Source organism: Mycobacterium sp. 852002-51163_SCH5372311 (genome assembly GCF_001667115.1).
Classification (GTDB): Bacteria; Actinomycetota; Actinomycetes; order Mycobacteriales; family Mycobacteriaceae; genus Mycobacterium.
This window is the reverse complement of the sequence record NZ_LZIJ01000188.1, coordinates 86,104-99,388: the sequence shown is the minus strand read 5'-3', so window position 1 is coordinate 99,388 and position 13,285 is coordinate 86,104. Positions and strand designations below refer to the sequence as shown.

The 13,285-nt window shown below is 67.3% G+C and carries 10 protein-coding genes and 1 riboswitch; of the genes, 4 read left to right on the top strand and 6 right to left on the bottom strand.

Translation table 11 applies throughout. The features are described from left to right. The first annotated feature begins 242 nt into the window (after positions 1-242). Complete coding sequence (locus tag A5791_RS22865; protein WP_067241782.1) at positions 243-1,046, top strand: L,D-transpeptidase; 804 nt, start codon at positions 243-245, stop codon at positions 1,044-1,046. A gap of 8 nt (positions 1,047-1,054) precedes the next feature. On the opposite strand, the gene A5791_RS26195 is transcribed toward A5791_RS22865, so the two are convergent. From A5791_RS26195 to A5791_RS22855, 3 genes are all read right to left on the bottom strand, one after another. Further along, positions 1,055-1,522 carry a hypothetical protein gene (locus A5791_RS26195; RefSeq protein ID WP_082967082.1) on the bottom strand — a complete coding sequence of 156 codons (468 nt, stop codon included), beginning with the start codon at positions 1,520-1,522 and terminating at the stop codon, positions 1,055-1,057. Positions 1,523-1,752: 230 nt separating this feature from the next. Continuing rightward, positions 1,753-6,564 carry a cation-translocating P-type ATPase gene (locus tag A5791_RS22860; protein WP_067241780.1) on the bottom strand — a complete coding sequence of 1,604 codons (4,812 nt, stop codon included), beginning with the start codon at positions 6,562-6,564 and terminating at the stop codon, positions 1,753-1,755. 105 nt (positions 6,565-6,669) lie between these two features. Beyond that, positions 6,670-7,686, bottom strand: coding sequence for a sigma-70 family RNA polymerase sigma factor (locus tag A5791_RS22855; RefSeq protein ID WP_082967083.1), 1,017 nt, complete (start codon positions 7,684-7,686; stop codon positions 6,670-6,672). A gap of 80 nt (positions 7,687-7,766) precedes the next feature. Between A5791_RS22855 and A5791_RS22850 the strand changes: the two genes are divergently transcribed. Together A5791_RS22850 and A5791_RS22845 are read left to right on the top strand one after the other, a co-directional pair. Then, positions 7,767-8,534, top strand: coding sequence for an SDR family oxidoreductase (locus A5791_RS22850; protein ID WP_067241775.1), 768 nt, complete (start codon positions 7,767-7,769; stop codon positions 8,532-8,534). A 16-nt stretch (positions 8,535-8,550) separates the two neighbouring features. Beyond that, positions 8,551-9,291 carry a DUF899 domain-containing protein gene (locus tag A5791_RS22845; protein ID WP_067241772.1) on the top strand — a complete coding sequence of 247 codons (741 nt, stop codon included), beginning with the start codon at positions 8,551-8,553 and terminating at the stop codon, positions 9,289-9,291. Between the two features lie 184 nt (positions 9,292-9,475). On the opposite strand, the gene A5791_RS22840 is transcribed toward A5791_RS22845, so the two are convergent. The 3 genes from A5791_RS22840 to A5791_RS22830 form a co-directional block, all read right to left on the bottom strand. Further along, complete coding sequence (locus A5791_RS22840) at positions 9,476-11,146, bottom strand: PPE domain-containing protein (RefSeq protein ID WP_067241770.1); 1,671 nt, start codon at positions 11,144-11,146, stop codon at positions 9,476-9,478. A gap of 123 nt (positions 11,147-11,269) precedes the next feature. Further along, a riboswitch (cobalamin riboswitch) is annotated at positions 11,270-11,451 on the bottom strand. 161 nt (positions 11,452-11,612) lie between these two features. Beyond that, positions 11,613-11,837: a hypothetical protein gene (locus tag A5791_RS22835; protein WP_067241768.1), complete on the bottom strand. Its 225-nt coding sequence runs from the start codon at positions 11,835-11,837 to the stop codon at positions 11,613-11,615. A 51-nt stretch (positions 11,838-11,888) separates the two neighbouring features. Beyond that, entirely contained in the window at positions 11,889-12,296 is a 408-nt protein-coding gene (locus A5791_RS22830; protein ID WP_067241766.1) for a nuclear transport factor 2 family protein, read from the bottom strand. 85 nt (positions 12,297-12,381) lie between these two features. On the opposite strand from A5791_RS22830, the gene A5791_RS22825 reads away from it, so the two are divergent. Beyond that, positions 12,382-13,242 (top strand): rhomboid family intramembrane serine protease, encoded by an 861-nt coding sequence (locus A5791_RS22825; protein WP_082967081.1) that lies wholly within the window; start codon positions 12,382-12,384, stop codon positions 13,240-13,242. Positions 13,243-13,285 lie beyond the last annotated feature (43 nt).

The window sequence follows — 13,285 nt, the reverse complement described above, 5'->3', positions numbered from 1 at the left end:
GAACCCCCGCCCCCAGCGACACCGTCGGCATCAATCTTCCCAAACCCGAACGACTCCGGACAGCTTGACAACGCCCGAAACAGGAGCTTTCGCGTCTGTTCGCCGTGACCAAAACTTGACCGAGACTTGATCGAGCTGCCCGCGCGCGCTGGCGTCCGCTGCGTCTTGTCACCCCTACCATCGACCAACGACAAGGTTTCCTCGGGGTTGTTTCGATTCGGCGCAAAGGATGACGGGAAGCGATGCGAGCGGCACTTCGATCTGTTCTGGTGGTGATCGGGATCGGCGCGACGTTGGTTGCGCCGCCAGCACGGGTAACCCTGGCGGCCAGTCAGTCGCATGACTTCGCCATCGCATCGGTGCTGCCGGCGCGGGGGCAGGTGGTGGGCGTCGCCCACCCCGTCGTGGTGACTTTTACTGGGCCTATTGCCAATCGGCGGGCGGCCGAACACGCCATTCAAGTGAAATCGGCGCCCGCGATGACCGGGAAGTTCGAATGGCTCGACCGTGATGTGGTGCAGTGGGTACCCGACCGATTCTGGCCGGCGCACAGCGACGTGAGGCTATCGGTGGGCGCCTTGGCCACGGATTTCAAAACCGGTCCCGCTGTGCTCGGCGTCGCCAAAATCTCGGATCACACGTTCACGGTCAGCATCGACGGAGCAGAACCGGGAACAGCGCCGCCACTGCCGTCGGCGCACCATCGACCGCACTGGGGCGAAGACGGAGTGTTGCCCGCGTCGATGGGCAAGGCCGAATTTCCGACGCCGGTCGGCACCTACGCCGTCATGTCGAAAAACCGCTCGGTCACGATGGATTCGAGCAGCGTCGGTATTCCCGTCGACGATCCCGAGGGCTACCGGGTCACGGTCGACTACGCCGTCCGTATCAGCAGCCGTGGCCTCTTCGTGCATTCAGCTCCGTGGGCGGTCCAATCGATGGGGGCCGAGAATGTCAGCCACGGCTGCATCAGCCTGAGTCCAGCCGATGCGGAGTGGTACTACAACACGGTCAACGTCGGTGACCCGGTAATCGTGCAGGAATAGGGTTTTCGTCATCCTCCCGCGCAACCCGCACGGGTATCCGGAGCAACGGCCCCCACCAGAACAGCCGTAGGTTCTGACGGCGCAGGCAACGGGCCGGGCAGCACGACCGGCACGGACACCGGCGCCGCCGGTGCAGTGGGAACGCCCTTACCCGCTCGCGGGACGGCCCCCGCCATGGTTTCCAGCGGCGCTGCCGCGGGAGCAGCGGCAGGCGCGCCCGCTCCGGCCGGCACGAGAGGTGCGGGCACGTCGAGCGGAGGCGGCGGTGCCGCGACGACAGGAGGGCCGGGTAACGCCATCGGCGCCGGTGCGGGTGCGCCTGCCGGAACTACCGGGCCCGCCATCTGCTCGAGGCAGCTGGGTCCGCCGGTCGGCACCGGGGCGGCTGCCGCATCCGGACCGAATGCCACAGCGGCTCCGCACAACCCGGCGCCGACAGCGATCGCGATGTTGAACCGAGCCAAGATAGTCAACATTCTTCCTTTGGTATCAGCAATGTCCGTTATCACCCCCTGCGGAACCGTATCGGTGACTGGAGGCTTTTGCCTAGGTGGGCAACGCAATTGGTTACAGAACCGATGCGGACAACGGGCCACGTCGTAATCACGACTCTGCCGAATGGTGACCCGACAGATCACGAGCAGACGCACAATCGCGTTATTTCGTGTCGAAATACGCGATTCTGCGTCTGCTCGCCCGGAATCCTTTACTCCTGATCGGGTACCACGGCGCCGATCGTCTTGGTCAACCACTGCGGCGCCAACACCGACACCGCGGTAGCCCCCGCCGTCGCGGTGATCACCCCCGTCCAGGCCACGGGGCCCAGCGGCGTGCACCCGAAGAAGTTGCTGAGAACCGGTGTTTGGATGATGCCGACCAAAACCCCCGCACTGCCCAGGGCGGTGGCCACAACCAGTGGGCTGTGCCGTCGCGTCAGCAGGGTCTGCGCCAGCTGCGTCGTCACCACGGCGGTCAATCCCATTGTCGCCGTGCGGCGTTCGGTTCCAGGCGTCCAGCGTCCCATGGCCCAGGCGGCAGTGGCGCCGGCAGCGGTGACCACACCGCGGTTGACGATCTGGCGCATCAGAGGCGCATCGAGTGATGGCGTCGGCGAGGTCAGTACCGCGCGTTGATATGCGCGACGCGCCTCGTCGGCGTCCGCCTCGGATGCATAGTCCTCGTCGTCGGGCTCTTCGAATTGCGACGTCACCGCGACGGCGAGCGCCGGGAACATGTCGGTGAGCAAATTCACCAGCAGGAGTTGGCGAGTCCCAACCGGCGCCCGGCCGGCGCCGAATGCCGTCCCGATGATCGTGAAGAGCACCTCGCCGACATTGCCGCCGACCAGGATCGTCACCGCGTCACGCACGCCCGCCCACATGGTGCGGCCCTCGACCAGAGCGTCGAGCAGCACGCCCAGGTCGTCGTCGGTCAGCACGATGTCCGCAGCCCCCCGCGCGGCCGAAGAACCCCGACCGCTGACCCCGATACCCACGTCGGCCATCCGGATGGCGGCGGCGTCGTTGGCCCCGTCGCCGACCATCGCGGTCACCCGCCCGCAGCGCTGCAACGCCGCCACGATCTGCACCTTCTGTTCGGGGCTGACGCGGGCGAAAACCTGTACGTCGGAGGCGAGTTTGGCTGACGCGTCTTCGTCGAGGCCGACGAGTTCCGCCCCGGTCACCACCCGCGCATCCGGCGGCAAGCCCAACTGGCGGGCGATCGCCCGTGCGGTGACGGGGTGGTCGCCGGTGATCAGCACCACCTGGCGCTTGGCGTCTACCAGAGCTTCGATCAATGGGCGCGAGGACGGCCGCGCGGTGTCCGCCAGCCCCACGTAACCGATCAGCTCGAGGTCGTGCGCCGCCTCGTCGACGGCGTCGGCATCGGTGTCGTCGTCGTCATCGGTGTCGTGCTCCCATCGGCGCTGCGCCACCGCCAGCACCCGCAGGCCTTGCTCGGCGAGGTGGTGTACCAACGATTCCGCGTGCTCGTGATCGGCGTCGGGGTCGGGGAACCGGCAACGCGGCAGGACCGTCTCGGGAGCGCCTTTGAGCATCAGCATCGGGGTGCCGGGGTCGGTGCTCAACGTTCCGATGGATGCGGCGAAACCACGACTCGACTCGAACGGTACCTCGGCGATCACGGTCCAACCCGAATCACTCTGGCCGTTAAGCGAACTCGCCGCGGTGAGGATGGCTTCGTCGGTGGCGTGCGCATGGCCCTGCCCGTCGTGGGGCTGGGTGGACGCCCATGCGGCCTTCCGGAGCACGACTGCGGCGTCCGCATCGGTGGCGTCCGGATAGGGACCCTGCGTATTGGTCTTCGCAGGCACGACCCGCACCACGCGCAAGCGGTTCTCGGTCAGGGTGCCGGTCTTGTCGAAACATATGGTGTCCACCCGGCCCAGCGCCTCGATGGTACGAGGAGCGCGGACCAGTGCGCCCCGAGCGGTCAGGCGCTGCGCCGCGGCGAGCTGGGACAGCGTGGCCACCAGCGGCAGTCCCTCGGGCACGGCGGCCACCGCGATCGCGACACCGTCGGCAACCGCTTGCCGCAAAGACGCGCGGCGCAGCAGCGCCAAACCGGTCACCGCGACACCCCCGGCCAGCGTCAGCGGAAGGACCTTGCTGGTCAGCTCGCGCAGCCGGGCTTGCACTCCCGCCGACGTCTCCACGTCGGCGACCGCCGAGATCGCCCGCTGCGCGGCGGTGCCGACTCCGGTGGCCACGACGATCGCGCGGGCGTGTCCCGCGACGATCGTGCTGCCCTCGAACAGCATGCTGGCCCGGTCGGCATCGTTGACCGCAACGGGTTCGACCTGCTTGTCCACCGGCAGCGATTCACCAGTGAGCAGCGACTCGTCGACCTCGAGATCCTCGGCCACCAGCAGGCGGCAATCCGCCGGGACCACCTCCGGCGCCGCCAGGTCGATGACATCGCCGACCCGCAGCGACTTCGCGGACACCGTGGCCGTGCGCGTGGTGTGCTGGGCGGCATCCAGCCGCCGCCGTGTGGTCGCCACGGCCGGGACCACCACACGGCGCACCAGCTGGTCCTGTTCGGCAAACAACTCTGCGGCCGCCGCCTCGGCCCGCAACCGCTGCACCCCACCGGTTATCGCGTTGACGGTCATCACGCCGGCAACCAGAAGGGCGTCGATGTTGCTGCCGACGATCGCCGACGCCGCGGCGCCGACAGCCAGGATCGGCGTCAGTGGGTCGGCGAGCTCGTGCCTGGTGGCCACCGTCAGCCGGCCCAGTGCCTGCAGGGGGCCGCGCAGCGGCGCCGCCACCGGTTCGTAGGACAGGTCGTCCAGAATGCGGCGCCAGGGCGCGTTCCCGGCCTCGACGGCCAGCGGGCGCGCGCCACCGGCCAGCCGCGAATAGACGATCTCGGGGTCCAGCGCATGCCACGCGGTCAGCGGCTGCGGCGTGGGATCGGCCAGCCGCAGCACCTTGCTGGCCGACCAGGTTCCCGACACCAAAGCCGTTGCGGCCGCGGCATTTACCGGATTGAGCCAGCGACGGAAAGTGGCTGGGTTGGTGGATTTGCCTTCCTCGCCGGTGACCAGCAGCAGCCCGGCGAGGGTCGTGCCGCCCTGGGCGAGGTGCACCGCCGATTCGCTGGCGGAGCGAGCCACCGGGATCGCCGAAAGTATCCGCACTGCGGCCGCCAGATCGGTGCCGGTGATGATGTCGGCGGTCCACGGTGTGGCGGCACGCGGATCGTCGAGAGCCACCCCGACGTCGGCGATGGCCAGCGCCGCCAGGGTGTCCGTCGACGCGAAGTCCCGGTGTACGGCGGTGATCAGCAACACCGGTCCGCGGTCGGTACGAAGGTCTCGGACCAGCTTCAGCAGCGGGGTGCCGGGCGGGTGCGTCGCGCCGACGCTCGCGGACAGGTCTTCGGTGCCCGCCACGTGGCGCAACACCACGCGCGCTCCGGTTCGGTGTGCGGTCTGCAGCAGCGGGATCGCGTACGGATCGACCTCCCAGCCGACGGCGACACCTCCGACGCGCTGGCCGTCGACCACCAGGTCGGCGCGTTCCAGGCCCTGAGCGGGCGCCGCCGACGGCCCCTGTGCCGGAAGCCATTTCAGCCGCGCGCCGGTCGCCGGCAGCTCGTCGGGGTCGGGCTCGGGTGCCTCCTCGCCGTGCAGCAGCGCGTCGGCGACCTCGTAGACGCGGTCGTCGTCCCAGCCGGGCTCGTCTCCTTCGGCGTGCAGGACGGCCCGGTGGTCGCCGCGCAGCGCGGCGCCGTCGATGACGACCACCCGAACCCGGTCCAGGCGGCGCAGTGCACCCGGGTCGAGCACCAGCTGGCCCGCGTTGGCAAGGCCGCGACCCAGCACGGCCGCGAATGCCTGCCGGCCCATATGGGCCGCGCGCGGTACCCCGGCCAGGATCGCGCCGGCCGCATCCTCGGTGCCACCGCCGGCGAGTAACGCGCTCGCCGCGGCGATCAGCGAGCCGTTCGCGGCCGAATCGGAATAGCTCTCCACGGGCCCCTTCATCGAGCCCTTCGCGGTGTCGATAGCGGCATCGATGGCTCCGCCGACCACGACATGTGCTTCGTCACCCGTCGCCGCGGCCGCCCACGCGTGCCGCGGCGCATGCGACTTGGTCCCGGCCGACGAGATGACGGGGACCACCGGGGCTTGCGGCCGCTGAGGCGAGGCCAAGTGGGGCTCGCGCTCGCGCCATACGCGGCGATGCGCGGCCGCCTCGGAAAGCTGCAGGCCACGGCTCACCAGATCGAGCATCGGGGTGCCGAATGCCTGGGTGAGCCCGTTGGCCGCGGCCGTCGCGGCGCTGAGCGCGATATCGGTCCCGACTCGACCCAGCCGCGACTCCAGCACCGACACCATGCGCGGCTGATGGTTGATGAGAGCGACCACGGCCCGGGTGGTCTGCGGTGCGGCCGGCAGTTTGGCGACCGAGCCGGTGATGGCGGCAGTCATCGCGACCAGATCCATCGCCGCAGCCGTCAGCGGCACCAGGATTGCCAACGGGTTGCCCGGGTCGGCGAACGCCGCGACCGTTGGCGCCGACCCGGCCCCCACCAGCGTCAGGTCCTCGGCCACAGCGCCGACCACGTCGCGCACCTCGTCCAAGACCGCGTCGGCGTCGGCGTCTTGATCGAGCTCGACGACCAGCCGGCCCAACGCGCATTCGACGTGAGCCTTGGCCACCCCGGCGATGCGGCGCACCGGCTCCTCCACCACGGCCGCATGCTCATCCCAGCGTGGGAACGGCAGCAGCGGATCCAAATCCAGATGCACCCGGTGGCCGCTCTGCCAACGCACCGGTGGTGTGGCCCGGGTGGCCGAGCCGTTGGAGATCCCCAGCACCCGCCCGGTCGACTGAGCCGCGGCCTGCGCTACCGGTCCAACCAACTCCACTACCGGGCTGGCCAGCATCTGCACGGTGCCCGCGGCACCAGACGCAGCCTGCGCACCGGCCTGCACGACACCATCGGCCAAACTGCCCACCAGGCCGATACCCGGAATTTTCACTCAGTCACCCTTCAACAACCAGTACCGCGCCTAATACTCATGGTGTGTTACCACCCTGTCCACATCTGAACCAGATGTGAACTCGAGGGTAGGCGCAGCGCGCGCCTATCGGCTTGGAGGCAAGCCGAAACTGGCGAAGAGCGCCGGGTCGAGAAAGACGGTGAGGGCAGCAATCCGGCTGGTGCCGACCGTGATGACGTGAATCGAATGGGCCCGCATGACGCCGTCGTCGGCGCGCCGGTATTCGGCGACAGCGGGTTGCCCGTTCGCTGCCGTCGGGATCAGCGCCATGTCACCGGGACTGGTGAAGGCACGTGCGGCGAGGAAGCCGGTGACCGCATCGCGTCCGGTGAACCACAATGGCATCGGCGGCATTTCGAGCTTCACGTCGGCTTGCAGCAGTTCGGTGAGGGCGGCCATGTCGGCGTTTTCGAACGCCGCGCAGTAGCGGTCGAGCAACGCCTGGAGCTCGGCGTCGTCGGGCTCGGCCACGCTTTCCTCGGTGGGCGCTACCGCGGCCAGGTGTGCACGGGCGCGTTGCAGCGCGCTGTTGACGGCCGCGGGGGTGGTTTCCAGTAGTTCGGCAACCTCGGCGGCGCTGAACTGTACGACGTCGCGCAGGATCAACACGGCTCGCTGGCGCGCCGGAAGCTCCTGCATAGCCGTCATCACGGCCAGACGGACGCTTTGCCTTGCGGTGAAAGCTGATTCGGGGGTCTGGACGGTCAGGTCGTCGGGGATCGGTTCCAGCCAGTTGTAGCCACCACCTCCGTCGAGGCTGGTGTCCGGGTCGGTCGAAGCATCCCCGACTCCGGCGGGCAGCACCCGACGGGCGCGGTTTTCCAGCGCACGCAGACATGCGGTCGTGGCGATCCGGTACAGCCACGTGCGCAGTGCCGCTCGTTGCTCGAACGCCTCGTACCCACGCCAGCCGCGCAGGTATGTTTCCTGGACCAGGTCCTCGGCGTCGTGCACCGAGCCGAGCATGCGGTAACAGTGCGCGATCAACTCGGCACGAAACGGCGCAGCCTGCTCGATGAACTCCTGCTGAGCCGGCACGGTCGTTCTCCCTTCCTCACTTAATACGGATTCAGCCGCGGGTGGAAATTCATCGGTCCGCAGCGATGAATCCGGGTCGTTCGCCGTATCCGAATTAGTGACCCACCAGCACTCTCGGAAAGTTTTGGAAAGCGAGTACCAGCATGAACCAGCCAGCTTCAACACGACCCGACGGCCTCGTCGGCGACACCGCGATCGTTACCGGCGCAGGTCGTGGGTTCGGCCGTGCCATTTCTCTGGCGCTGGCGGCCGCCGGCGCGCACGTCGTCGGCATTGCACGTACCTCCGCGCGACTCGAAGAGCTGCACGACGAGCTCGGTGACGCATTCACCCCCGTCGTTGCCGACGCCGCCGATCCGGCCACGGCAAGTCGGCTGCTCGACGACTACCGGCCGCGCACCCTGGTGCTGTGCGCCGGGGCCGCTCCGCAAATGCGTCCGCTGCACGAACAGACGTGGGAGTCCTTCAGCCGGAACTGGAACGTGGACGTCGCGCAGGCGTTCCATTGGTGCCGAGAAGCGTTGCGGCATCCGCTGGCGCCGGGAAGCGCGGTGATCGCTCTGTCCAGCGGCGCCGCCGTCAACGGGTCGCCGCTGAGCGGAGGTTACGCGGGGGCAAAGGCCACCGTCCGATTCATCGCCAGCTACGCGGCTATCGAATCGCAACGGGCCGCTCTGGGCATCGGTTTCGTGTCGGTGCTGCCGCGCCTTACGCCGGCTACCGACCTCGGCGCCGACGCCGTCGCGGCCTACGCCGAGCGGCAGGGCGTCGACGTCGACACGTTCGTAAGGTCGTCGGGACCCGTCCTCAGCCCCGAGCAGGTCGGCAAGGCGGTACTCGAGATCGCCTGCGATTTCCGGCCTCATGACGCATACCTGCTCACATCCGCCGGCTTGTCACCGCTGGCCTGAAAGGGAGGAGATCGCAATGAGCAGACCTCAGATCGTGTCGGCGCAGGAGTGGCAGGCAGCTCATCAGCAGTTGCTGGTGAAGGAGAAGGAGGTGATGCGAGCCCATGACGCGTTGGCGGCGCTGCGCCGGAGGATGCCGTGGCTGGCGGTGGACAAGGATTACGAGTTCGACGGGCCCGACGGCAAAGTGACCCTGCTCGGCTTGTTCGGGGGCCGACGGCAGCTGATCGTGTACCGCGCCTTCTTCGAGCCCGGCGTCCACGGCTGGCCCGACCACGCCTGTCCGGGCTGTTCGATGATCGCCGACCACGTCGGACACCTGGCTCATCTCAACGCCCGTGACACCACGCTGGTGTTCGTATCGCGTGCACCGCAGGCGGATATTCAACGGCTGAAGGCGCGGATGGACTGGCGGATGCCATGGTACTCGATCACCGACATTTTCGATGCCGATTTCGGCGTGGCCGAGTGGCACGGTACGAACGCATTCATTCGCGACGGGGCTCGGGTGTTTCGCACCTATTTCATCAACAACCGGGGTGACGAGGCGCTGGGCAACACCTGGAGCTACCTCGACATGACCGCGTTGGGCCGTCAGGAGTTTTGGGAGGATTCGCCGGAGGGCTATCCGCAGACCGCGCCGTACGAATGGTGGGACTGGCACGACTCCTACGGCCAGCACGAGCCGTCGCGTTGGTTCGGTGAGCCCAACCCGGACGATCCCAATGACATCCGGCCGCCGAGGAACAGTGGCTGACGCGAGCATATGTCGGGGGCTGTCGGACGAGTAGGGAACCACACGTGTCACCACAGCAACATCCGTCTCTGCGATGGCCGGCCCGCGATTTTGCAATGTGCTAGCAGCGGCGCTAGCGGATTGAAGACTGCAACATGGCTCGGTTTTTAGGGATGCGAGTGGTCGGTGTTCTGCAATCCGCGGGTCACCTACTGTGGTCGTCTCCTGCGTCGGGCTCCCAGGTGCGCGGCATCATCGGCATACGCGGACCGCCTAACGCTTCGTCGCTCAGTGTGATCAACCCGGCCGGCTGTGCGGCGCCGGCTTTGGCGGCGGTTCCGGCGAATCCCTGCGGGCTTGCGCCCTGGTCCGACGCCGCCGTCGGCTCCAGATCCATGTATTCGTAACCACGCCCGAGCAGCTGTGCCTTCGTCCGTCGTCGCCGCTGCGTTTGATTCTCTTCCTTGGGTGTCGTCGCGAGCGGTGCGACTTTGGCGCTGTCGGGTTCCGCCGCCCTTTTTCGGGCGCCGTTACGTGCGGCGACGCTGACCGCCGAATTCAGGTCACCCACCAGGTAGGCGAAGTCTTCCATGCCCGCGCCCACGCCCGCGCCGGTCACCGTCGGAGGTACGGCTGACGGGGGTGGCGGTGCGGCTGCCGGAGCCGACGTAGTCGCTTCCACCGGAGACGGCGCCGGCGACGCGGTGGAGGTCGGGACGGAGGGCGGCGCGAGGGCCACCACGGGCGGCGTGACGGGCGGTGCGACGGGCGGCGCAGGCGGCACGGCGACAAGCGCCGCCAGGCCCTTCACGCCGATCGGTGCCAAAACGGCGCCGGCGGCCAGCGGCAACAACGTGGTCGCCAGCAACGGCAACACAATCGTCAGGAGCAGAAGCGTTTGCTCGAGCAATGTCTTGAGCAACGCGATGGTATCGGTGATCACCGTGCCGATAACTTCGACGGTGGTGAACAGAATGGTGAAACCGATAGTCGCGGGATTACCCGAAGCAAACGCCGCCGTCAGATCCAGCGCCACAAAACTGAACATTTGCGACAGCAGCGCGACATATGTACCGATGTCCATCGGATAGCCAAGAGCGAACGCGATGTTGAACGGGCTCAGGTAGCTGAGGGGGTTACCCAGGATGGGCAGCCACGGGTCAAATCCACCAAACATTTCTTGGAAGAAAGGACTGTTGTACAGCGCATCTATCAGCGGTTGAAGGCTGTCGTTGTAGAAGTCGATAAAGCCGCTCTGCTCCAACCATTGATAGATCTCGTTCTGCCGGTCAGGGGGCAACGCGAACGGGTCGTCGGACGCGGCGGCCAGCGTGTCGGCTTTCATGATCTGCGGGGTCGCGGTGGTCTCCGGCGCCGCGGCGACCGCCGCCGACGAGACCGTCTCATAGACGCTCATCACGGTGGCGGCCTGGATCCACATCCGCACGTAGTCAGCTTCATTCACCGCGATCGGAATGGCGTTGATGCCAAAGAAATTCGTGGCCACCAGCACGGCATGCGTCGCGTGGTTGGCAGCCAGCTCGGCCAACGTCGGCATTGCGGCCACGGCGGTGGCATAGGCGGTGGCCGCCGTTTCGTGCCGTGCGGCCGTCGTCGCGCTGTCGGCAGCGGCTTTGGTCAGCCACGCCAGATACGGGGCGTGGGCAGCCGCATACGCTTCAGCGGTCGGACCGTTCCACGTTCCGGTCTGCACGCCCGCCACCAGGGCGGCCAGCTCCTCGGCCGCCGCCGTGTACGCGGTGCTCAGCGAGGTCCACGACGCGGCCGCCGCCAGCAGCGGCCCGGGGCCCGGCCCACTGCTCAAGAGGGCCGAATGCACCTCCGGGGGCAAAGCCATCCAGATCGGAGCGGTCATTGCCGACCCCCCGCGAGCACGGCTGATAAACATGCTTTGCCGGGGATGGTGGCGGTTGGACCGCAGGACGAAAACTGCAGCGTCATCGCAGGTCAGCTCTCTCCGGGGTACATCCGCCCCGGGCTAGCAGGACACGATGACGCGAGTCTCCTGGCTCTCGGATCGCCGCTCGCCTCGCCTTCCAACCAATGGCCGTGGCATATGAGGGTCGCTCCCCGATGACAGTGGCGGGACCGCGCCGGATTTGCACCGGCTTCCTGCGTCGTCATCGCCTTACGGGCGATATTGTCGCATCCCGACTGCGGTTGCGCGCACGCTCTTGCAAGTCTCTTGCATTGTTCAGGTACCCGCTGTGGATCTGCGAGCGCCGAGCAAAGGAAGAGCTGGACCGTCTGCAGATCAAATACGTGGAACAGCGGTAGCCGCCGAACGGCTACGCGTCGCGATATTCAGCCGAAAAATTGCCTTACAGGTATCGGTGGTTCGCCCGGCCGACGTGGTACCCGGCGGGGAAAGACTTCTCGATGACCTGCAATTGGTGGTCCACTCGGGACTCGAGTTCGAGCACGACGCAACTGTCGCCGACGGCCTTTGACTCGAGAACTATGTACCGCTGACCGCAATCGGTGATCGGGTCGCCAGAGTGCAATTTTTCGACTGGCACCAACTCGGGTGTTCCGTCTGCCTCCACCCAAGACACAGTAGGTCAACTCAGCGGGTGAGGGAATAGTTCGCGGGATCGTTACCAATCAGTGCGCGTTGCTCCGTGGCGCGCCGTGTTGGTGCCGCGCTGCTTGAAGAACACGCTGACAAAAGTGATCAGGCCGTCGTCGTTGCGCTCGAAAAGCAGGCATTCCGGCCACGCCGCTGGGGCGCCGTCGATCTCGAAGGCCTCAGTCAGTTCGACGTAGGACAGCCGGTCGTTCACGTGCGAGACCCGCTGCACGTCCAACCGGTGGCCTTTGAGTTCGGTCAGAACCTTGCGCAGGTACGCCAAGTAGCGCTGCTTGCCTTCGATGCGGTCGCAGAACGGGCCCTCCCGGGTCAGGCCCTCGTCGGCAATCGTGGTCGCCAGACCGTCCCAATCGTGTGCGGCCAGGCACTGAAGATAACGCTCGACTGTCCCGTCGGGGCCGCTGTGGTCAGCCACGGAAGACACGCTAGGTCAACGTCCTGCACAAGGGAATACGGTTGCTGAACGGCGTCGGCTGGATCGCGCAGGACAGAATGGTGCGATGACTGGACCCAGCGTGCCGCAGTCCCCTGCCGGGGCGCCGACCTGTTACCGGCACCCGGACCGCGTCACCTATGTGCGCTGCACCCGCTGTGAACAGCCCATCTGCTCGGACTGCATGCGCAGCGCGGCCGTCGGTCATCAGTGTGTGGAGTGCGTCCGTGCCGGGGCCAAGACGATTCGCCAGCCGCGCACCCAGTTCGGCGGTCGCGAGCGGGCGGGGACCCCGGTGCTCACCTACGCGCTGATCGCGGTCAACGTCGCGGTTTTCATCCTGCAGCTGTCGTTGCAAGATCTGGAAACGACACTGGCCATGTGGCCGTGGGGCGTTGCTGCCAGAGGCGAGCTGTACCGCCTGTTGACTTCCGCGTTCGTACACACGGGCCCGGCGCACCTGCTGCTGAACATGTGGGCGCTCTATGTGGTGGGTCCGCCGCTGGAGATGTGGCTGGGCCGGCTGCGGTACGGCGCGCTGTATGCGCTGAGCGCGCTGGGTGGTTCGGTACTGGTCGACCTGCTCGCTGCACCCAACTCGGCCGCCGCGGGCGCATCGGGCGCGATCTTCGGGCTTTTCGGGGCCATTTTCGTGGTGGCTCGGCGACTGAGTCTCGACGTCCGCGGCGTGGTTGCGGTGATCGTCTTCAACTTGGTCTTCACCTTCGTCGTTCCCGCGGTCAGTTCGCACCGGATCAGCTGGCAGGCGCACATCGGGGGGCTCGTCACCGGGGCGCTGGTGGCCGCGGCCTATGTATATGCGCCCAAAGCCAGCCGGAATCTGATCCAGGCAGGGGTGACGGTCGCCATCGTCGCCGTGTTCGCCGGACTCATCTGGTGGCGAACCGGTGTTCTTCTCGGCCACTAAGTTGTGGCGAGCAGACGCAGACTCGCACTGAACGGTCGATTTG